At 69.1% G+C, this 19,789-nt stretch carries 22 protein-coding genes; 15 read left to right on the top strand and 7 right to left on the bottom strand.

Annotation, left to right across the window (positions count from 1 at the left end; genetic code table 11):
- Positions 1-11 precede the first annotated feature (11 nt).
- Together GNX95_RS33010 and GNX95_RS33005 are read left to right on the top strand one after the other, a co-directional pair.
- On the top strand, positions 12-716 hold the full coding sequence (locus GNX95_RS33010) for a CPBP family intramembrane glutamic endopeptidase (RefSeq protein ID WP_163511571.1): 705 nt from the start codon (positions 12-14) through the stop codon (positions 714-716).
- A 450-nt stretch (positions 717-1,166) separates the two neighbouring features.
- Positions 1,167-1,412: a hypothetical protein gene (locus GNX95_RS33005; protein ID WP_163511570.1), complete on the top strand. Its 246-nt coding sequence runs from the start codon at positions 1,167-1,169 to the stop codon at positions 1,410-1,412.
- On the opposite strand, the gene GNX95_RS33000 is transcribed toward GNX95_RS33005, so the two are convergent.
- Positions 1,409-1,837: a hypothetical protein gene (locus GNX95_RS33000; RefSeq protein WP_163511569.1), complete on the bottom strand. Its 429-nt coding sequence runs from the start codon at positions 1,835-1,837 to the stop codon at positions 1,409-1,411. The two genes, GNX95_RS33005 and GNX95_RS33000, sit on opposite strands and share 4 nt — an antisense overlap.
- A gap of 70 nt (positions 1,838-1,907) precedes the next feature.
- On the bottom strand, positions 1,908-2,546 hold the full coding sequence (locus GNX95_RS32995) for a TetR/AcrR family transcriptional regulator (protein WP_163511568.1): 639 nt from the start codon (positions 2,544-2,546) through the stop codon (positions 1,908-1,910).
- Between the two features lie 92 nt (positions 2,547-2,638).
- Here GNX95_RS32995 and GNX95_RS32990 point away from each other — a divergent pair, with 92 nt between their 5' ends.
- Entirely contained in the window at positions 2,639-3,187 is a 549-nt protein-coding gene (locus tag GNX95_RS32990) for a hypothetical protein (protein ID WP_163511567.1), read from the top strand.
- A 37-nt stretch (positions 3,188-3,224) separates the two neighbouring features.
- Here the strand turns inward: GNX95_RS32990 and GNX95_RS32985 are convergent, their stop codons facing one another.
- A complete protein-coding gene (locus tag GNX95_RS32985; RefSeq protein WP_222854094.1) occupies positions 3,225-3,389 on the bottom strand; it encodes a helix-turn-helix domain-containing protein in 165 nt (54 codons plus the stop codon).
- A 111-nt stretch (positions 3,390-3,500) separates the two neighbouring features.
- Here GNX95_RS32985 and GNX95_RS32980 point away from each other — a divergent pair, with 111 nt between their 5' ends.
- From GNX95_RS32980 to GNX95_RS32970, 3 genes are all read left to right on the top strand, one after another.
- On the top strand, positions 3,501-3,785 hold the full coding sequence (locus GNX95_RS32980) for a hypothetical protein (RefSeq protein WP_163511566.1): 285 nt from the start codon (positions 3,501-3,503) through the stop codon (positions 3,783-3,785).
- Complete coding sequence (locus GNX95_RS32975) at positions 3,782-4,726, top strand: cyclase family protein (RefSeq protein WP_163511565.1); 945 nt, start codon at positions 3,782-3,784, stop codon at positions 4,724-4,726. Before GNX95_RS32980 ends, GNX95_RS32975 begins: the two co-directional genes overlap by 4 nt.
- 156 nt (positions 4,727-4,882) lie before the next feature.
- Complete coding sequence (locus GNX95_RS32970) at positions 4,883-5,311, top strand: nitroreductase family deazaflavin-dependent oxidoreductase (protein ID WP_163511564.1); 429 nt, start codon at positions 4,883-4,885, stop codon at positions 5,309-5,311.
- On the opposite strand, the gene folE is transcribed toward GNX95_RS32970, so the two are convergent.
- Positions 5,292-5,882: a GTP cyclohydrolase I FolE gene (folE, locus tag GNX95_RS32965; protein WP_163511563.1), complete on the bottom strand. Its 591-nt coding sequence runs from the start codon at positions 5,880-5,882 to the stop codon at positions 5,292-5,294. The two genes, GNX95_RS32970 and folE, sit on opposite strands and share 20 nt — an antisense overlap.
- Positions 5,883-5,993: 111 nt before the next feature.
- On the opposite strand from folE, the gene GNX95_RS32960 reads away from it, so the two are divergent.
- A complete protein-coding gene (locus GNX95_RS32960; protein WP_163511562.1) occupies positions 5,994-6,680 on the top strand; it encodes a helix-turn-helix transcriptional regulator in 687 nt (228 codons plus the stop codon).
- Positions 6,681-6,908: 228 nt separating this feature from the next.
- Here the strand turns inward: GNX95_RS32960 and GNX95_RS32955 are convergent, their stop codons facing one another.
- On the bottom strand, positions 6,909-9,212 hold the full coding sequence (locus tag GNX95_RS32955) for a helicase C-terminal domain-containing protein (protein WP_163511561.1): 2,304 nt from the start codon (positions 9,210-9,212) through the stop codon (positions 6,909-6,911).
- 59 nt (positions 9,213-9,271) lie between these two features.
- Between GNX95_RS32955 and GNX95_RS32950 the strand changes: the two genes are divergently transcribed.
- The 3 genes from GNX95_RS32950 (at position 9,272) to GNX95_RS32940 (ending at position 11,889) form a co-directional block, all read left to right on the top strand.
- The gene (locus GNX95_RS32950; protein ID WP_163511560.1) at positions 9,272-9,463 is read left to right on the top strand and encodes a hypothetical protein; all 192 of its coding nucleotides are present in this window, start codon (positions 9,272-9,274) and stop codon (positions 9,461-9,463) included.
- Positions 9,460-9,870 (top strand): membrane protein insertion efficiency factor YidD, encoded by a 411-nt coding sequence (yidD, locus tag GNX95_RS43560; RefSeq protein ID WP_246281838.1) that lies wholly within the window; start codon positions 9,460-9,462, stop codon positions 9,868-9,870. The genes GNX95_RS32950 and yidD overlap by 4 nt, the downstream gene beginning before the upstream one ends.
- Before the next feature lie 339 nt (positions 9,871-10,209).
- Positions 10,210-11,889: an AMP-binding protein gene (locus tag GNX95_RS32940; protein WP_163512076.1), complete on the top strand. Its 1,680-nt coding sequence runs from the start codon at positions 10,210-10,212 to the stop codon at positions 11,887-11,889.
- 65 nt (positions 11,890-11,954) lie between these two features.
- On the opposite strand, the gene GNX95_RS32935 is transcribed toward GNX95_RS32940, so the two are convergent.
- On the bottom strand, positions 11,955-12,560 hold the full coding sequence (locus GNX95_RS32935; protein ID WP_163511559.1) for a TetR/AcrR family transcriptional regulator: 606 nt from the start codon (positions 12,558-12,560) through the stop codon (positions 11,955-11,957).
- A gap of 59 nt (positions 12,561-12,619) precedes the next feature.
- Here GNX95_RS32935 and GNX95_RS32930 point away from each other — a divergent pair, with 59 nt between their 5' ends.
- From GNX95_RS32930 to GNX95_RS32920, 3 genes are all read left to right on the top strand, one after another.
- Positions 12,620-13,333, top strand: a complete 714-nt coding sequence (locus tag GNX95_RS32930; protein ID WP_163511558.1) for a class I SAM-dependent methyltransferase — start codon at positions 12,620-12,622, stop codon at positions 13,331-13,333.
- Between the two features lie 192 nt (positions 13,334-13,525).
- The gene (locus GNX95_RS32925; RefSeq protein ID WP_163511557.1) at positions 13,526-13,912 is read left to right on the top strand and encodes a cold-shock protein; all 387 of its coding nucleotides are present in this window, start codon (positions 13,526-13,528) and stop codon (positions 13,910-13,912) included.
- A 164-nt stretch (positions 13,913-14,076) separates the two neighbouring features.
- Entirely contained in the window at positions 14,077-14,349 is a 273-nt protein-coding gene (locus tag GNX95_RS32920; protein WP_163511556.1) for a hypothetical protein, read from the top strand.
- A 238-nt stretch (positions 14,350-14,587) separates the two neighbouring features.
- Here GNX95_RS32920 and GNX95_RS32915 read toward each other — a convergent pair whose 3' ends face one another.
- Entirely contained in the window at positions 14,588-15,043 is a 456-nt protein-coding gene (locus GNX95_RS32915) for a hypothetical protein (protein ID WP_163511555.1), read from the bottom strand.
- Between the two features lie 93 nt (positions 15,044-15,136).
- Between GNX95_RS32915 and GNX95_RS32910 the strand changes: the two genes are divergently transcribed.
- Both GNX95_RS32910 and GNX95_RS32905 read left to right on the top strand, forming a co-directional pair.
- Positions 15,137-15,952: a DUF3027 domain-containing protein gene (locus GNX95_RS32910; protein ID WP_222854093.1), complete on the top strand. Its 816-nt coding sequence runs from the start codon at positions 15,137-15,139 to the stop codon at positions 15,950-15,952.
- The gene (locus tag GNX95_RS32905; protein WP_163511553.1) at positions 15,949-18,663 is read left to right on the top strand and encodes a sacsin N-terminal ATP-binding-like domain-containing protein; all 2,715 of its coding nucleotides are present in this window, start codon (positions 15,949-15,951) and stop codon (positions 18,661-18,663) included. The genes GNX95_RS32910 and GNX95_RS32905 overlap by 4 nt, the downstream gene beginning before the upstream one ends.
- Positions 18,664-19,789 lie beyond the last annotated feature (1,126 nt).

Here is a 19,789-nt window from a genome sequence, read left to right as displayed (position 1 = left end):
GGGGATTCGCGATGCACGCCGCATCACACGACCAAACCGCGACGCCGTCAGCCGAGCCAGCAGCGCCGCGGCCGGGCTGGACCGAGCTCATCGTCGGCATCGTCGCGTTGCTGGTGCTGGAAGTCGGCTGCTATCGCCTGTTTCTGGCCACCAAACCATCTCCGGTGGCACTCGCGGTCTTCATGACCTCGTTGTCGGCGATTGTCGCCGGCGGTGGGTTTGGCGCGGCCGCGCTCGTACGGATCCGCTCCTGGAGCGCGTTCGGCGTACGCAGAACGACGTGGCGTTGGCTGCTGATCGGTCTTGCCGGAGCCGTTGTCGCGACGCTTCTGAAAATTCCGGCGGTCGCCGGATACACGGCTTTGACCGGCGACCACGTCGCGGCGCAGGAGAGCTGGTCGGCCGTCAACGGCGGTGTCTGGACGCTGATCGCCGGATTTCTGTTTCTCGGCATCGCCACGCCCATCTGCGAGGAATTGCTCTTTCGCGGCGTGGTCGCGACCGCGCTGCTACGTTATGGCGCGATCATCGGCGTTGTCGGCAGCTCGGTGATTTTCGCCGTGCTGCACGGCTTCAGCAGCCTGTTGCCCATCGCGTTCATCGTCGGCCTGCTCACCGCCGAGCTGCGCCGCCGCAGCGACTCGATCTGGCCCGGCGTCATCCTGCACTGCGGTTTCAATCTCTTCAGCAGCGTCGGACTGTTCTTGCTGACGTAATCTCACGAATAGCCGACTTCTCGTGAACGACCGCTATAAGCCAATGGGGCGACTTGCCGGCCGGCGATCTCCGGCGAAAGCTGCGTCTGGTATCGGGCGGTCACGTCGCCGTTCAAGGACCCGACCAGAATCAGCCAGGGTCACCGGTACGTACGTGGCAAAGGTTCCCGCGTACGTTCCGACCACCTACTCGCCACCGACGCGGATGTCCGCATGGAAGCGGGACGTCCAGCGGATCGATGACTCGACCGCGCCATTTCTGATCGTCGACGAGACCGGGCGAGTCGAGTTCGCTCCCGACGATGCCATCGTGGTCGCCGACGCGGGTCACTCGCAACCGCCTCCAACGCGGCGGAAAGGGCAGGAGGATCACGCTGCTCCAGGAATGGATCATCCGGCCCGGCCAGGAAATCTACGGTTTCGGCGTACCCGAGCTCAGCCGGCCGCCGGATGACCCGGTCGCGGCCCCCGGACGCCTGGGATCCGGAGCTGGTTCGGCTGACCGGGACCAGCGAGCGGACGCCAATCGCGAGCGTACGGGACGAGCGTTATCTCATCGGCCTGTCGAACGCCAATGTCGCTAATTGGTTTCTCAACCACCCAAGAGCGCTTTACTGGCTCATCGGCGGGCCGCTGGTGGCCGCCCTGCTGATCGGTTGGATCGTGATAGTTCTCGTAGCCACCGGAATCATCTAACCTCGGCGCAGGTGTGTGCCGCGAGCGAGGATGGTGACCGCGATCAGCGGCAGGACGCTGATGCCCTGCATCACGGCATACCAGGTGGGGCACATTCCGGGGATCAGGTCGATGCCGATGACGGCCACCGGCAGGGTGGTGGTGATGACGGTCAGGCGTTTGAGGGCGCCACGGTCGCCGCGTGCGGCCCTGCTGGCCCAGCGGAGCAACAACGGGGTGAGGGCGAGGAGAATGCCGCCGCGGATCCACATGAACGGCGTGCCGTGCAGGTTGGTGGCCAGGGTCAGTGCGGCGACCGTACCCAGGACGATCGCGCTGACGACACCGTAGAGCGCGATCGATTTCCGTATCTTGTCAAACGTTTCCTCGCATTCGGCGGTTGTGAATGGCGCGGCGGGTTTGACAGCAGTGGCGGTTGTTTTCATACCCACAACGCTAGAAAAGCAGCGGACGCGGCGGCATGGGCTTGGACGTCCGAAGGGGGTGGGGCTAGCCCTACCCCCTTCCGGCACCGATGCCGGTGAGTACGGTGTCCAGGATGCGGTCGAACTCGGCGAGAGTCCCGTAGTCAGCGGTCAGTGGCGCCAGCGCGGCCATGGTCGGGTAGTGGGTGGCGTCGATGTCCGGCAGGGGCCTGCCGGAGTCCTCGCTGAGTACGGCGAGTAGATAGCCGTTGAGAAAGCCGAAGAGCGTCGTTAGGGCGTCGGCGATGACGCGGTCGGGGAGCCCGGCGGTGCGCATGGCTGTGGCCAGCCCTTCGAGGGCGGTCAGTGCCGCCGGTGAGGTCTGCGGGCGAGTGACGAGCAACGGGAACACCCGGGGGTGCCGGTAGGCCATCGTGCGGTAGGCGTGCGCGGTCGCCCGGGCGAGCGGTCGCCAGTCTGTTGTCGGGTCTGTGGTCTGCGCAGGGGTCTCGACCCTGATCTCGGCGAGCATCGTTTCGCAGATCGCGTCCAGCAGTGCCGCCTTGCCTTTGACGTGGTGGTAGATGGACATCGGATCGACGTTGAGCGCTTGTGCCAAGCGCCGGATCCCAAACTTTTCCAGCCCGTCGCGGTCGACCAGTTCGACGGCGACGGTGAGGATCCGTCGCCGGTCCAGGCCGGCCGATGTGCCGGGTGTGCGGTGCGCCACGCGGTGTCCTCCTTTGCCAAACCTACACCGTAGGGCTAAGCTGACGGCAGCGCTATTCTACAGTGTAGGTTTAGTCGGAGAGGATCTCGGTGATGGCTTTCGCGACCAGTTCGACCACGTCCAGCCGTACGACCGGCCAGGGTGGTGAGTCCGGCCAGACACATGCGGGTGGTGCCGCGCGTCCGATCGCGATGTACGTGGGGCTGGCGCTGACCGTGCTGGCCACGGTCGCGCCGCTGCTGGACCTCGCCACCGTCGACACCCTGACCAGTCACGTCCGCGACGCCTATCCGCAGTGGGCGCCCCATCTGGTGGCGATCGACCGCAATGCGATCGCGATCTATCTCGTGGCCAGCAACGCCCTGGGCGTACCGGTCTGGCTGATGGCCATCCACGCCGTCCGGAAAGGGAAACGGTGGGCACCGATCGCCGCCACCGCCGGCCTGGTCGCGGGCCTGCTGTTCCCCCTGATCGACTTCAGCCTCAAGGGAGGGGCGTACGACATCGTCGTCCCCTACGGCTATGGCGCGCTGACACTGGTGCCCTGTGTCGCCGGCCTCATCGCCACTATCGCGACCTGGCGCAACCGCCGGCCGGCCGCCACTGGATCGCGGATGGACAGCCGGCAAACGCGGGCGTGATCGAGGCTGCTGTGGCAAACGGCCAAATACGCGGTCGTTACGGTGGTGTGGTTGTGGCGGCGATCAGGCGGTCGCCGTCTGGTGTGCGGTAATAGAGCACAGACCGGCCGGCGCGGCGGCGACGTACGACCTGGGCGTCGAGGAGCACCTTGAGGCCAAGCGGCACGTTCAGGGTCGCGATGGTCTCGGCCAGCCGCGACACCCGGAACCGGCTGCCAGCCAGCAGGTCCGCGCTGACCAGCCAGAGCCCCCGTGTTTCGCCTCCACACGAAACATTACCCGCCGGCCGGCCGCGCTGCCGACACTTCCGGCCATGCGTACGTATCGAGAGCTGTGCCGCTCGCCGGAGTTCCTCGCACTGTTCGGCGGGTCGTCGGCGCAGGTCGCAGCGACCACACTGACCGGCATCGCATTGGCCACATTGGTCGACGACCGCACCGACTCTCCGCTGTTGTCGGCGCTGGCGGTGGCGTCGATCGCCGTCACCGTGGCACTCGGCCCCGGCCTGCGACTGTCCGAGCCGGGACGTACGGACCGAGCGACCCAACATAGGGTCGGATCTCAAACCGCTCGCCAGAAGGAGTCGATAAACGGATGACGACGCAGGACGATGTGCTCGGGTATTTCGAAACGCTGTCGAACTGGGGACGGTGGGGTGACGACGACGAGCTCGGCACCCTGAACCACATCACCGACGACGTACGGCTGGCGGCCGCGCGGGCGGTACGCCACGGCAGGAGCGTGTCGTGCGGGTGGGAGATCGCCGTGCCGGATGAGATGGAGCGGTCGACGACGACGTGTCCGTGTGCCGCCGACATGCCGGGCGCCGAGAGCATGCCGGTGCCGACGTTCCGCAACGACCGGCACTGGGGCTTTTCGAACGAACGGCTCGGCATCCTGTTCCACGGCAACACGATCACCCACATCGACTCGCCGTGCCACATCTTCTGGGACGGCCGGATGTACAACGGCCGGCCGCATTCCCTGGTCGACGCGGAAACAGGGTCGGCGTGGGGAGCAGTCACGGCCGCGGCGAACGGCATCGTCACGCGTGGCGTCGTGCTGGACATCGCGCAGGTCCGCGGCGTGCCCTGGTTGGAACCGGGACAGGGCGTCCATCCCGAGGATCTCGAGGAGGCCGAGCGTCGCCAGGGTGTGCGCGTACGATCCGGCGACGCGGTGTTCATCCGGACCGGCTACGGCCGGGTGCGGCACGAGGCCGGCGGGACACCGGGCTTCAGCGTCACCCAGGCCGGCTGGCACGCGTCCTGCCTGCCGTGGTTGCGCGAACGCGAGGTCGCGCTGATCGGCGCCGACACCCCGCAGGACGTACAGCCGTCCGGCTTCGACGACGTGCTGATGCCGGTCCACGCGGTCGGTCTCGTCGCGATGGGGTTGTGGCTGCTGGACAACTGTGACCTGGAGGCGTGCGTGGCGACCGCCGCCGAGCTCGGCCAGTGGGACTTCCATCTGTCGGTCGCGCCGGTCCGCTTCGCCGGCACGTCCGGCAGCCCGGTCAACCCGATCGCCACGTTCTGACGCGTTCGTCGGTTAGGATGATCATCGTGACTACCGGGTCGGCCACTGGCCACGCACGAGTGAGGTTCCCGGTCACGGCGTGAGCGCCAGGCGGTCGCGCGGGCCGCCGCCTCCACTTCTCCTGACAGATCGGCAAAAACGACATCGAGGAGAAGTGTGTCCACAAGTTTCAACCAACAGGTTGTCGACGAGTTTCGTGCCAATTCGGGAAAGGTCGGTGGATATTTCGAAGGTGCGCGGCTGGTCCTGCTCACCACACGCGGCGCGCGTACCGGTCGGGAGCACACCGTTCCGCTCGCGTTTCTCCCGGACGGCGAGCGGATCCTGGTGATCGGCTCGGCCGGTGGCTCGCCGCGGCATCCGGCCTGGTTTCACAACCTGGTCGCACATCCGCGCGTACGCGTCGAGGACGGATCTTCCAGCTATGAGGCGGAAGCCGTCGTCCTCGACGGCGACGAACGCGACCGGGTGTTCGCCCGAGCGGTGGCCGGCAATGCCGGTTGGGCCGATTATCAGGCGAAAGTGACCCGTACGATTCCGGTGGTCGCGTTGACGCGCCGCGAGTCTACTTCGCCACCGCGCTGAAGAATTCCGCTCTGGATTCGGGAATGTCGCGGATGACACCGAAAACCGCCGACGTGCGGGTGACCGTGCCCGGTGCGCGTACGCCGCGAAGGGTCATGCACATGTGCTCGGCCTCGATGACCACTCCGACGCCTTTGGGTGCCAGCTGGTCATCGAGCCAGCGGGCGATCTGCTGTGTCAGGCGTTCCTGCACCTGCGGCCGGTGCGCGAACATCTCCACCACGCGGGCGAATTTCGACAGGCCGAGGATGCGGTCGGCGGGCAGATAACCGACATGCGCGAGACCCACAAAAGGCAACAGATGGTGCTCGCAGACCGACTGCACCGGAATGGATTTCACCACGACGAGCTCGTCATACCGTTCGTCGTTGGGAAATGTCGTCATTTCGAAAGGCCGCGCGGTGATCATCGCCGCGTACGCCTCGGCCATCCGCTGCGGGCTCTTGCGCATGCCCGGGTTGTCGCAGGAAACTCCGAGTGCGGCGAGGAAATCGCGGGCCGCGCGGGTCGCCGCCGCGAGGTCCGGCCGCGTGCTGACTTGCAGGTCAAGATCGTCGACGGTCTCGATCATCGCGCGTCGCCGGTCGGTCGCATCGCCACTCCCGTTCTAACGGATGTTATTCTGTACGTTAGATACGGCCTGTGCGTATCGTCAAGGAGTCCGTCGGTAAGAAGGGTCACGATGGGCGAGTTCGAGCGGAACGTGGCCGGCATCGGCACCTTGGCCGAGCCGATGCGCCGCGAGCTCTATCTGTATGTCTGCGCGCAACCGGCCGCGGTCAGCCGCGACCAGGCGGCCGACGCCGTCGGAATCGCACGGCATCAGGCCAAGTTCCACCTCGACCGGCTGGAGGCCGAGGGTTTGCTGGAGTCCGACTACGCGCGGATGGGTGGCCGCAGCGGCCCCGGCGCCGGCCGGCCGGCCAAGCTCTACCGGCGGTCCGGCCGCGAGATCGCGGTGTCGCTGCCGAGCCGGTCGTACGAGCAGGCCGGCCTGCTGATGGCCGACGCGATCGCCGACTCCGCCGCGACCGGCCGGCCGATCCTGGAATCGCTGCACGACGCCGCGGCCACACATGGTGCGCAGGCCGGTGCTGACGCGAAGACCGGCCGGCGCGGTGCGATCGGTTCGGCTTTCGAGGCGCTGAGCGAAAACGGCTTCGAACCGCGGCGCGACGGCGACCGGATCGTGTTGCTGAACTGTCCGTTCCACGCGCTCGCGGCGGCGCACACCGAGCTGATCTGCGGCATGAACAAGGCGTACGTGTCGGCGCTGGTCGACGCACTCGGGCATGACGAGCTGGAAACCCGCCTCGACGCCGGCCCCGGCCGCTGCTGCGTGACGATCGCCAGAAAATCCCAGCCATAGCCGTGGTCGCTCGCGGACACCCTGTCGCTCCGGCTTGGCGTAGTCGGCAGAGTCACGGACGATTCCACTCGACCGGCGTGACGGTCAGACAATCGCTGGCGCCAGGTTCGCGCTGCCGAAACAGAGCGATTTCCTCGTGGCGCACGGAATGGCGCGGACGAGCCGCTGTTCTGGCTCACCGATCGTTGCCGGATCCGTTCGCGCCTGTCGGCTGGGACGGTCTGATTTTCAGTCCGCTTCGGGCTCGAGCGGAGTGGCTGCGGTGATGCGGTGCAGGGCGAAGGTGTGCAGCACGTCCGTACGGTCGTCCTCGGCGCGCAGATAGCCGGCGCCGATCGACACAGGGCGCACGATCCGCTGGACGCCGCCGCCGTGCGCGTCGACGTAGCCGAGTTGTACGCGGCCGCGTTGGCGCGCCGCACGTTGCAGGACAGCGAGCGTCGCGGCCGTGGTCATGCCCGGCATTTCGGTGATGTCGATGGTCGTCGCGCGGCGGTTGCGGCGCGCGTCGGCGTCGGCCGCGCGCAACGCGCGTACGATGCCGGCCAGCCGTTCGTCGTCCATCACCGGCAGATCCGCGCCTGGCCGGATCGAGCGCGTCCGCAGCGTCGACCGGCGTGACTGCGGTTTGCTGATGACGACGGCGCCTTCGGTGTCTTCCGGCACCGGCACGTACCCGCCGGCGCGCAGGCCGTCCAGCACGCGCTCGCGCGAGAGCGGGCTGATCAGCACGGTCGGCGCGATCCGGCGCAGCCGCAGTGGCGTGTTGCCGCGGTCGGCCAGGATGCCGGCCAACAGCGCGGCGTCGTCGCTGCGCAGATAGCAACCGGCCGTGCCGGCGCGCAGGCCGCCGTGGCGGCGTGCGGTGTCGTCGATCAGGTAGGTGAGCGACTGCGGCACCGGCGTACGCGACCGCTCCGCGAAGAGCCGGTGCAGCCGGTCGGCCGACCAGCCGGCGTCCAGCGCTCGCCGCAGGCTGCCGGCGGTGACCCGGTAGACGGTCGCCGCGCCGGCCGACTCGACATCGGCGACCAGGCCCATGGTCGCGGAGAGGTCCGGCTCGAGCGGTCCTGGCGCGACGACGGTGAGGTCTGGCTGGACGAGCACGTGGTCCAGCGGCGTCGGCAGCAGGTCGCCAAGCAGGTCGGTCACCGGCTGGTCGGCCAGCAGCGCACGGCCGAACCGGGTGAGCGCGCCGCGGCCGGTGATGCCGAGCAGCGCGGCCTCCTCCAGCGCGGCCAGGATCGCGTCGTCGCGGCCGCTGCCGCCGCGCCGAGGATGCGTCCAGGCGACGTAGTCGGCGATGCCTTGCGGATCGGGCGCGTCGCCGGCCGGCTGCGCGGCGACCGCGCGCAGTGCGTCCATCCGCGCGATCGGGGCCGTGGAGCGTACGACCTCGGTCGAGAGCGCGTTGATCAGGCGGTCGCGGTCGTCCCGGAGGCCGATCAGCATCGGCAGCCGGTTCATCGTCAGCCAGGCGGCGGCGACCCGCTGCCAGCGCTGCGCCATCGACCTGGTCAGCCAGCCGTCGTACTCGGCGGTCGGCAGCCACACCTGGTCGGCGTCGGTGGTCGCGTCGAGCAGGCCGGCGGTGTGGCAGATCTCCAGCAGCACGCCGGTCGTCTCGTCGGTGGCACCGATGGCCTTGGCGATCCGCCGCAGCTCGCGTATGCCGATGCCGCCGCTGCGCAGGACCGCTGGCGGCTCTGTCGTACACGCCTCCAGGACGGCCTCGACCAGGCGTACCGCCTCGGCCGCCTGACCGGCGCCGGAGTCGTCGACCGCGTCGATGTTGAAATGCCTCGACTGTGGCACCGGCGGGTCGGGATGCAGCTCGCCGAGCGGAGACGAGCCGCGCAGGATCAGCGCGATCTCGCGTGGCAGCTCGACGGTGTCCTCGCCGATCGGGATCAGCAGGCCGTGGGCGAGCAGCCAGCGCACCGGAGACTCGTCGCCCGCGACGGCCGGCCGGCGCGCGCCGCGTACCGTACCGACCGGCGGGCCGTCGGCGAGCCGGCGCAACACGTCGGTGGCGGCGATCGGAGCGGCGGTGATCTGCGCCGCGAGCTCGGCGCGGCTGCGCTCCTTGCCGCCGTCAGTCAGCTCCGCCGCCGGCCGGCCGAGACCGGCGGGGTAGGGGCCGGCGACGTCGGTCACACCGGCGACGACCTTCAGTGCCTCGTCGGGTCCCCAGACGAGCGCGGTCGTACGCAGCCGGCCGATCGCCTCGTCGATCCGCTCCGGTTTGGCCGCGGCGCCGACCAGCTCGTGGACCTTGGCGACGGTGGCCGGCGCGTCGCACAGCCGGATCGCGTCCAGGATCTCCAGGCTGAAACGGTCGACCTGCTCCATCGCCCTGGCCACCGACATGCGTGCGTGTACGCGGCTGGCCAGCACGGACAGGTCAGGCGGCAGCGGGGTGGCCAGGTCGGGACGCGCACGCAGCAACTCGACCAGCGCGCGGTCGTCGAGCGCGCGCAGGTGGTCGGCGAGACCGCGTTGGCGGCTCGGGTGCTGGCTTTCGTCGCGCATTGGATCAACGCTAGCCTGCTCGTAGGTGGAAACGAGCACTGCGGAGGCTGAATCCCGTGATGACCCTGGACGAGAGCAAGGCGGCGAAGAAAGAGGTCGCCACTCGCAAGGCGCCCAAGCCGGGACACCTGCCGATGACCGAGCTGCTGTTCGTACGGCAGGGACCGCCGTCGCCGTTCGGTGAGGACATGCGCTTTCCATTGCCGCTTGACCAGGTCGAATACGAGCACGCCTCGCTGCCGGACGCGTGACGGGGGAGCCGCGCCAGACCTGGCGCGACCGGATCAAGGACAACCTCGACTCGTGCGTACCGGACGACTGCGGCTGCGACTTCGTCCCGGACGGCTGTGACGTAGGCGGCTGCGACTGCGGCTCCTGCCTGATCGCCTGGATCCCACTGCTCGGAATGCCGGCGGTCCTGCGCGAACGGTCCCGGCCGACGATGCCGGCGCGGATGGGGCTGGCGGCGATCCGCGGCTACCAGACCGGCGTCAGCGCGCACCTGCCGGCGCGTTGCCGCTATGTGCCGTCGTGCAGCGCATACGCGGCCGGCGCGGTGTCCAAGTACGGCCTGAAGGCCGGGTCGCAGCTGGCCGCCGCTCGCCTGCGGCGCTGCAACCGGGACGTGCCTCGCGGCACCGCCGACCCGGTGCCATAGGCCGAATACCCGCTACGGCGCGAAACTGTCGTACCCAGGTGCCAATCTGGGCCCCCACCCAGATCGGGCGGGGGGTGGGTTCGCGTGGCTACTTACATACATAGAAAGTCGATCTTGGTCGCGCCGCCCGGGTCGCGCCAGCCCCCACCTGCTTGGCGCACGCATGGCCACCATGCGTGCGTCGAGCGCAAGCATGGTGGCCATGCGCGCATCGGCCCCGCGCTGCTGAGCCCGCGCCGCTGAGCCTCAGCGCCGCTCCCCGGCCACCGACCGGCGGCGGTTGGAACGGGCTGGACCTGCTCGGTTGTCGGGTTTCGCGGCGGCGGCCGGCGCGTCATGATGCTGGCATCGCATGCACCCGACCCTGGGGGTGGCTCAGTGCCAAGCCAACCGTCGTACTCGTCCGGGATCTCGACGATCCCGCTGCTCGGCGACACCATCGGCGACAACCTCGACCGCACCGCCGAGCGGTTCCCCGACCGCGAGGCACTGGTCGACTGCGCGGCGGGGCAGAGATGGACGTACGCGCAGTTCGTCGACACCGTCGACCGGCTCGCGATCGGCTTGCTGGACGCCGGCATCGGCAAGGGCGACCGGGTCGGCATCTGGGCGCCGAACTGCGCCGAGTGGGCGTTCGTGCAGTACGCGACGGCGAAGATCGGCGCGATCATGGTCAACATCAACCCGGCCTACCGGACGTACGAGCTCGCGTACGTGCTGAAGCAGGCCGGCATCACGATGCTGGTCGCCGCGCCGAAGTTCAAGACCAGCGACTACGCCGGCATGATCGAGGAGGTCCGCGACAACTGTCCGGACCTGCGCCAGGTCGTGCTCCTCGGCTCCACCGAGTGGAACGCGCTGCCGAGCGAGCCGGACCAGGAGCGGCTCGCCGCGGCGCAGGCGAGCCTGTCGTGCGACGACCCGATCAACATCCAGTACACCTCCGGCACCACCGGTTTTCCCAAGGGTGCCACGCTTTCCCACCACAACATTCTCAACAACGGCTATTTCGTCGGTGAGGGCTGCCGCTACACCGAGCAGGACCGGATCTGCATCCCGGTCCCGTACTATCACTGCTTCGGCATGACAATGGGAAATCTCGCCGCCACCAGCCATGGCGCGTGCATGGTGCTGCCGGCGCCCGGCTTCGACCCGGCCGCCACGCTGAAGGCCGTGCAGGACGAGAAGTGCACGTCTTTGTACGGCGTACCAACGATGTTCATCGCCGAGCTGGGGTTGCCGGATTTCGCCTCGTACGACCTTTCCAGCCTGCGTACCGGAATCATGGCCGGCTCGCCGTGCCCGGTCGAGGTGATGAAGCGGGTCATCAGCGACATGGGGATGAACGAGGTGACGATCTGCTATGGCATGACCGAGACCTCGCCAGTGTCCACGCAGACCGGTGCCAACGACGACATCGAGCGGCGGGTGTCGACCGTCGGCGCCGTACATCCCCACGTCGAGGTCAAGGTCGTCGACCCGGAGAGCGGCCTGACGGTGCCGCGCGGCCAGACCGGTGAGCTGTGTACGCGCGGATACTCGGTGATGCTCGGCTACTGGAACGAGCCGGAGAAGACCGCCGAGGCGATCGACAGGGCGCGCTGGATGCACACCGGTGACCTCGCGACCATGGACGCCAACGGCTATCTCAACATCGTCGGCCGGTCGAAGGACATGGTGATCCGCGGTGGCGAGAACATCTATCCGCGCGAGATCGAGGAGTTCCTCTACGGCCACCCGGACGTGGTCGACGTGCAGGTGATCGGCGTGCCGGACGAGAAGTACGGCGAGGAGCTGATGGCCTGGGTCAAGCTGCGGTCCGGCGCCGAGACGCTGACCGCCGAGAGCCTGCGCGCGTACTGCACCGGCAAGCTCGCGCACTACAAGATCCCGCGGTACGTACGACTGGTCGACGACTTCCCGATGACGGTCAGCGGCAAGGTCCGCAAGGTCGAGATGCGCGAGGTGTCGATCAAGGAGCTCGGCCTGGAGTCCGCGGCCGCCGCCAAGCACGCCTGAGCGCGAAAACGCCGCAACGACTCGTCACCGGCGCCAGGTGCCGGCAACGAGTCGTTGCGGCGACGTCAGGGCTTCAGGCCGGCGATGCCGTCGAAGATCATCTCCAGGCCGATGTCGAACTGCTCGTCCCAGTCGCGGACGGCCTGGTACGCGTCGACCTCGGCGCTGATCGGAAACTCGCCGCGGATCGGCGGCCGCCAGTCGGCGTCGCTGAACCCGCCGCTGCGGCCCAGCTGCTCGACCACCAGGTAGCCGAGCAGGTATGACCCCCAGGTGCGGTGCGCGTCCAGCAGCACCGATCCGTCCAGGCCGGCCCGCCGCAGCGCCGCGTACTGTGCCTCGCGCAGCGCGGCCATCTGGTAGGCGTGCACCGGCCGGGTGAGCAGATGCGGCAGCAGCGCCGGATGCGCGTTGAGCGCGTCGCGGAACTGGTGGCTCAGCGCGCGCAGGTCCACCCGCCAGTCGCCGGTGGGCGCCGGCGGCGCCGGCGAGACACTCGCCGCGGTCGCATCCAGCACCGCCTCCTTGCTGGCGAAATGGTGATAGATCGCCATCCCCTGTACGCCGAGCGCCGCGCCGAGCCGTCGCATCGACAGCGCCGCCAGGCCGTCCTTGTCGACCAGCTCGAGAGCTGCCTTGACGATCGCCTCCTGGCTGAGCTCGCCGCGCATGGCGCCAGCGTACGCGAACGGGCTTTACAGCGTAAAGCCACTAGCTTTACAGTGTAAAAATGCGAGAGAGATATGGCATCGACGCACCTGGCGTGGTGCGCGCGTTCGCGCTGCTCGGCGCGGCTGTGACGGTTTTGGTCGTGGTGGCGTACGCGCTGCTGGACGGTTGGCTGCGCGTGGTCGTGGTCACGTTGCTGGGGATCTACATGGTGGACTGCTGGGTGCAGCTCGGCTGGATGCTGCACAGCAGTCTGGCCGGCAAGCGGCGGTTCTGGGCTCGCGAGCTGGACCGGCTGGGGTTGCGCGGTGACGAGCGGGTCCTGGAGGTCGGTCCGGGCCGTGGCGCCGTACTCGTACAGGTCGCCAAGCGGCTGCCGCGCGGCCGGGCCGTCGGCGTGGACATCTGGCGGCAGCAGGACCAGTCGGGCAACGGTCCCGAGGCGCTGCTGAGCAACGCGCGGATCGCCGGTGTCGAAGACCGCATCGACGTACGCGACGGGGACATGCGCGCCCTTCCGTGCGAGGACGGCGAGTTCGACGTCGTGGTCGCCAGTTTCGCCATCCACAACCTGCCGGCCGGCGACCAGGCGCGGGCCGTCGCCGAGATCGTCCGCGTGCTCAAACCCGGCGGCCGCGTGGTGATCATGGACTTCCGCGGCACCGCGCATTACGCCGACGTGCTCCGCCGCTCAGGTGCGCGAAGCGTACGGCGGTCGAGGCTGCGGTGGCAGCTGCATCCGCCGGTGCGTGTCGTGACGGCATCTGTCGGATAGCGGGCTTTTCGCCGCAAAACCGGTCGGGCGCCGGAGATTACTGCACGGTTGGACGGTGGTTACTTGCTTGCTCTGCCGGCTCGCACCGCTAGCCTGGTAGGCCGGGTGCCCATCCGGGTGCCCATTGTGTGTCCATTGTGTGTCCATCGGCAGTTTCGGGGTCCAAGGCGACCCGAGGTCAGCGAGGTAGCGGTGCCCACCGGCAGGGTGAAGTGGTTTGACGCGGAGAAGGGATTCGGCTTCCTCTCCCGCGACGACGGCGGCGACGTCTTCGTGCACAAAGGTGCGTTGCCGGCGGGGACGACGGAGCTGAAACCCGGCACGCGGGTCGAGTTCGGGGTGGCCGAGGGCCGCCGCGGCGAGCAGGCGCTGTCGGTGCGCATCCTGGCGCAGGCGCCGTCGCTGGCCGCCGCCAACCGCCGGCCGGCCGACGAGCTGCACGGCATGGTCGAGGACATGATCAAGCTGCTGGAGGCCAAGGTCCAGCCGGACCTGCGGCGCGGCCGCTATCCGGACAAGAAGACCTCCAAGACGATCGCCGAGGTCGTACACGCGGTCGCGCGCGAACTGGAGATCTGACCGCCGTCCCGCGACACGCCGAGAGGTCGCCAAAACTGTCATACCCACCCCGAAAAATTGCCCCCACCCAGATCGGGTGGGGGGTGGGTTCGCGTGGAAACTTAGATAAGTAGCAAGTTGATCTTGGTCGGCCCGCACGGTCGACGGGCGCGGCGGTGTTGATCATGGACACCGTGACGCGCCGCTCGCACCGCGCGGCCAAGGAGCGTGCGGCGGTGACCGCCGCCGAAAGGGCGGCGCTCGGCCAGCGCCGCTTTTTGGGCGACGGTCGACGTTTCCTGTCGCGTTTGTGGCGGCGCTCGGTGAACGCCGGGGTTTTGTCGCCGCTGGCCACGGCACCGGAGCGCAGTGAGTGCCGGATGATGCAGGCGGAGTTTGATCTTGTTTTTCTTGTCTACCCAAAACCGACATTTCGCCGCGATGTCCGGTTTGGGTAGACAAGAAAAACAAGATCGACAGCCAGGCCGTCGCGCTGACGGCGCATGGGTAGGTCTGTGCACGTAAGGGTTCCCTGCGACCGCTCGCCCCGCATCGAACACCTGACAGAATGCGCTAAATGAGGCTTTTGTCGTTTTTCTCTTGTCTAAAAAACCTCTCAGACCCACCCCCCACCCGATCTGGGTGGGGGCCAAGATTGGCAGGGGGGTACGACAGTTTCGCGCTGTAGCGGGTAGTTCAGGCGCGGAGCAGGAGGAAGGACCAGCGGCCGACGACGACGGTCTGGGTGCCTGCGGCGGAGAGGGCGACCACGTCGAGCAGCAGCGCGCGGTTGTCGCCGAAGCTCGGGGTCAGCGACAGGTACGACGCGCCGAGCTGCGGCGGGGTCGTCTGCGCCTGCGTCTTGCCGGCGGCCGTGGTCGCGACCAGGCGTACGACCCACGGCACGTTGCGCAGCTCGGCGGGGACCTCGATGCCGACCGGGGTGCCGGCGCGTACGGTCAGCCGGCCCGGCAGCGCGTCGGTCGTGCGGCAAGCCGTCCTGGTGGTCTGGATGTCGAAGCAGTAAGCGTTCGCCGGCACGCTCGCGAAAGCGGTCCCGTTGACCAGTCGCGCGTACGGCAGCGGCTTCTGGCACGCGGACAGACCGGCGGCCAGCACCAGCAGGACCGCCACCACCCGGAACGTACGCACGAGCGTCACGCTACCGACCGGCGCACCGAGGCCGGCGATAGGGAGGCCCTGCGGCCAAAACTGTGCCACCCGATGGTGTTCAATGGACGGACAATGGCTACCGTGCGCCTCGCTCCGAAGAAGCTCGACAAGGTCTGCGCCGACGCGGTCGACGCGGCCCGAGCGGCCGCCGTCGACGCCGCGCGAGGTGAGGTCGGCGACCACCTCGGCGTCCGTCCCGACGGCGAGCGGTTGGTGACCCACCGGTTCGCCGCGCTGGAGCGCGGCTACGTCGGCTGGGAGTGGTCGGTGACCGTGGCACGTGCGCCACGAGCCAGGGTGGCGACGGTGTGCGAGGTCGTCCTGATGCCCGGCGACAGGTCGGTCCTGGCGCCGGAGTGGCTGCCGTGGAGCGAGCGGATCCGGCCCGGTGACCTCGGTGTCGGCGACATCGTGCCGACCGACCCCGACGACGACCGGCTGGTGCCGTCGTATGCCTCATACGAGTCCGAGGCCGACGACTTCGCCGACGAGCCCAACGCGTTCGAGCTCGGCGTCGGCCGGGTCCGGGTGATGAGCCGGCTCGGCCGCGAGGAGGCCGCCGAGCGCTGGCACAGCGCCGAGCCGGGCCCGCACGCACCGATCGCCGAGCACGCGCCGGCCAACTGCGGCACCTGCGGCTTCTTCCTGCCGCTGGCCGGCTCGCTGCGGTCGATGTTCGGCGTCTGCGGCAACATGTTCGCACCGGACGACGGCCGCGCGGTGTCGGTCGACCACGGCTGCGGCGCGCACTCCGAGGCGCTGGTGCAGGCCACCACACCGACGAGCGCGCCGCCGATCGCGTTCGACGACAGCATCGTCGACCTGGTGAAGGCCCCGACCTCCGACGGCTCGGTCAGCGACGAGACCGAAGAGTTCGGACACGGGTGAGCGACCCGTTCGACACCGCCGGCCGGCGCGACGCCGTGCTGGCGGCCTGGGGGTCGTCGGCGACCCGCTTCCGCGAGGACGCCAACGCCGAGGAGGATCTGGTCCTCGGTGGATACGCCGACCGACTGCTGGTCGAGCTCGCGCAAAACGCCAGTGACGCGGCCGTACGCGCCGGACAGTCCGGAAAGCTCCGGCTCACGCTGGAAAACCGTACGCTGTCCGCCGCCAACACCGGCGCGCCACTGGACGCCGCCGGAGTCGACAGCCTGACATCGCTGCGCGCGTCCGGAAAACGCGACGAACAGCGCAGCACCGGCCGGTTCGGTGTCGGGTTCGCCGCGACGCTCGCGGTCAGCGACCAGCCGGAGATCCGGTCCACCGCCGGCGGCCTGCGGTTTTCCCTTGCCGACACGGACAAGGCCGTACGCGAGCTCGGCGGCGAACCGGCCCGCGAGCTGGACCGCCGCGACGGCCGGGCGCCGGTCCTGCGGCTCGCCTGGCCGGTCGACGACGCGCCGATCGCCGGCTTTGACACCGAAATCCGGCTGCCGCTGCGCGACGACGAAGCCGTCGCGGCGGTCGAGCGTACGCTGCGCGACTTCGACCCAAGCCTGCTGCTCGCGTTGCCTGGACTGTCCACTGTGGACGTCGACGGCCGGGTCATCGAGCGGTCGGAGGTCGACGAGCAGACGGTCGCGCTCACCGACAACGGCACGACGACCCGCTGGCGATGCGTGGTGGCGACCGGCGATTTGCCAGTGGAGCTCCTGAAAGGCCGGCCGGTCGAGGAGCGGCTGCGCCAGGCGTGGCAGGTCACCGCGGCCATACCGGTCGGCGACGGTCCGCTGCCGCTGGCCAGGCCGCAGCTCTTGTACGCACCGACGCCGACCGACGAGCGGATCGGCGTGCCGATCCGGCTGATCGGCACGTTCCCCACCTCGCCGGACCGGCGCCGCGTACCCGACACCGCGGTCACCCGGCACCTGGTCGAGCAGGCCGCTGAGGCGATCACCGACCTGGTTTCCGGCTGCAGCGGCGATCCTGCCGTGCTCGCGTTGCTGCCCGGCGCCGAGCTACCACTGTCCACTGTGGACTCGCTGCTGCGCGACGAGCTCGACCGGCAGCTGCGTGCCGCGGTCTGGCTGCCGGACACGCACGGCCAGTGGCTGCCGCCGGCGCGTGCCGTCGCCGTCGACGCTCCGCTGGTGTCGATCGCGGCCGAGGTGCTCGACGGCGTACTTCCGGCCGGCTGGTGGACATCCGCGACCGCACCGGCGCTGAGGTCTCTGGGCGTACGGAAACTCGGTGTCGCCGAAGTCGTCGACGCGCTGGCCGGCGCGGACGGCGAGCCGTCCTGGTGGCACGAGCTCTACGACGCGATCGATGCGGTGTTGCGTGACGATCCGCGCACCGAGCTGGACTCGGTCGCCGCGCTGCGAGTGCCGCTGGCCGACGGGCGCACGGTCACCGGCGCGCGTGACACGCTGCTGCCGTCCGACGACCTGCCGGCCGGCCTGGTCGGCGCGCTCGGACTGCGTGTCGTCCATCCGGAGGCCGCGCATCCGTTGCTGCTGCGGCTCGGCGCCAGAGACGCGTCGCCGGCGTCCGTGTTGGCCGACGACCGCGTACGCGCGGCGGTGGAGCACTCGTACGACTCCGACGACCCGGCGCCGGTCGCCGAGGCCGTGCTCGCCCTGGTGGCGGCCACCGACCTCGAACCCGGTGAGCTGCCGTGGCTGGCCGAGCTGGCCCTGCCGGACGCGGACGGCGACTGGCGGCCGGCCGGCGAGCTGCTGCTGCCTGGCGCGCCGCTGGCCTGGCTGATCGGCGCCGACGTACCGTTTGGCACCGCTGACCGGCAGCTGGTCGAGGACTACGGCGCCGACGTACTGGCCGCCGTCGGCACGCTCGCGACCTTCGCGGTGATCGACCACGCCGACCTCGACCTGACCGAGGTGGACGAGCTCGCGCTGGACGGCGTCTCGGAGTGGGCCGACGAGGTGGTCGACGCGCTCGGCGAGGAGCCGGTGCGGCTGCTGCGGTTCACCGCCGTACGCGACCTGGAGCTGGTACGCGACGACGCCTGGCCGCAGGCGCTGCGGCTGCTGGCGGCCGGAGCCGCGCGCGCGGCGATCTCGGCCGGCTGCACGGCGGAGTTGCGCGACGGCAGCATCGTGCCGGTGCAGCCGTATCTGCGCTGGTGGTTCGCGCGGCGACCGCTGCTGGGCGGCCACCGGCCGGCGGATCTGCGGCTGTCCGACGCCGCCGAGCTGGTCGGCCTGTATGACGAGGTGCCGCAGCTGCCGGCCGACGACGGTCCGCCGAGCCTGTTCGACGTGGACGAGGCGGTCGCCGGCGTGCTCGACGACGAGTTCCTGGCCGCGCTCGGCTGCCGTACCGGCCTGCTGGACGTGCTGGAGGACCCGGAGTCGGCCGTCGACCTGCTCGGCCGGCTGGCGGACCCGGCGCGGTCGGTGCATCCGGCCGTGTTGCCGCTGCTCTACGCGCGGTTGGCCGAGGCGCTGAGCGGCGTCGAGGTGGACCCGCCCGACCACGTACGCGTCGCGCCGGACGCCGTCGCCGCCGCCGACCGCGTGGTGGTGCTGGACGAGCCGTGGCATCCGCTGGAGGGTCGCCATCCGATCCTCGGGGGCGCCGATCCGGAGACGGTCGCGGAGCTGCTGGACGTGACGCTCGCGTCCGAGCTCTGAGCCGCGGGAATCCTCTGCCGCTCTTGGCTCTGGCGTTTTGGGGGCTGTGTCTGTTTTGCGGTTCTTGGGTGGGGCGCGTCGGGTGCTGGGGTGATCAGGAGTGTCTGTGAGCGTCCAGTGGCGGCTGGGGCGGTGCTGGTGTGACTGTTGTGGTCAACCGTGCAGGCGAGACGGCCTGACCGGTAATACGTGGTTAACAAGGCAACAAACCCGGGCAATTGGCACACGCGGACATTGAGCCCGGCTCGGCGAGTAGTCACAACGGCAATACTGGCCTCAGCAGTCACACCTACCGCATGGGCTGGTGGTCACGTCGGCGTGAAAGCCGTGTTTCTTGCATCTAGCGCCAGTAACTCGACATTCACGCCTCCGGTAAACCTCACAAGGCGGACATTTAGCGTTACACGAGCCTGTGGATCCCATTGAGTGGATCCTTTCGCCACGTACCGGGACGCCATGACACCTTCCGAGCCGGTCCGCGCAGCCGATGGCCGGAAGGACACCACCCGGTCGCTGCGCTGCCGGACGATGACCCGAATGGGCAGCTCTGGGAGCAGGGGAGGCCAGCCGTCGGGCGTCCAGTGGCCCGGAACCACTCATCAACCGAGAGGCTAAAACTCACGTCTGACGCACGTATGGCGTCCCTGCCAGCATCACTTCGCACGCCGCCCGTGACGGAGGTGACTGATGCGACTGGCGATGCAGCAGCGACGCCGAGCAGCGACGTGGAGCATCGTGACGCCAACCACCAAGTCCCTGGCGCTGGACGCACGCATGGTGGCCATGCGACCAGCGCCGGCTCGGGCGTACGCGCCGAATACCTGCTACGACGCGAAACTGTCGTACCCAACCCGAAAAATTGCCCCCACCCAGGACGGGCGGGGGGTGGGTCGAGAGGCCTTACGCGACAAAAATGGAAAGCAAGGCCTCTAACCCACCCCCCGCCCAATTTGGGTGGGGGCCCAGATTGGCAGCTGGGTACGACAGTTTCGGGTCGGACCGGCGACTACGTGGGGTGGCTAACAAATTCGGCGGTCGGGGAGGGAATCTCCGGGGTGGGGGTCTCGTTGTATGAGGCAGCCGGTGCGGTTCGGTGTCCCCGGGCCGCAATGAACAACTGCCTTCG

This window comes from Fodinicola acaciae, from assembly GCF_010993745.1.
Taxonomy (GTDB): domain Bacteria; phylum Actinomycetota; class Actinomycetes; order Mycobacteriales; family HKI-0501; genus Fodinicola; species Fodinicola acaciae.
Note: the sequence above shows the minus strand (reverse complement) of the source record. Positions and strands in the feature narration are given on the sequence as shown.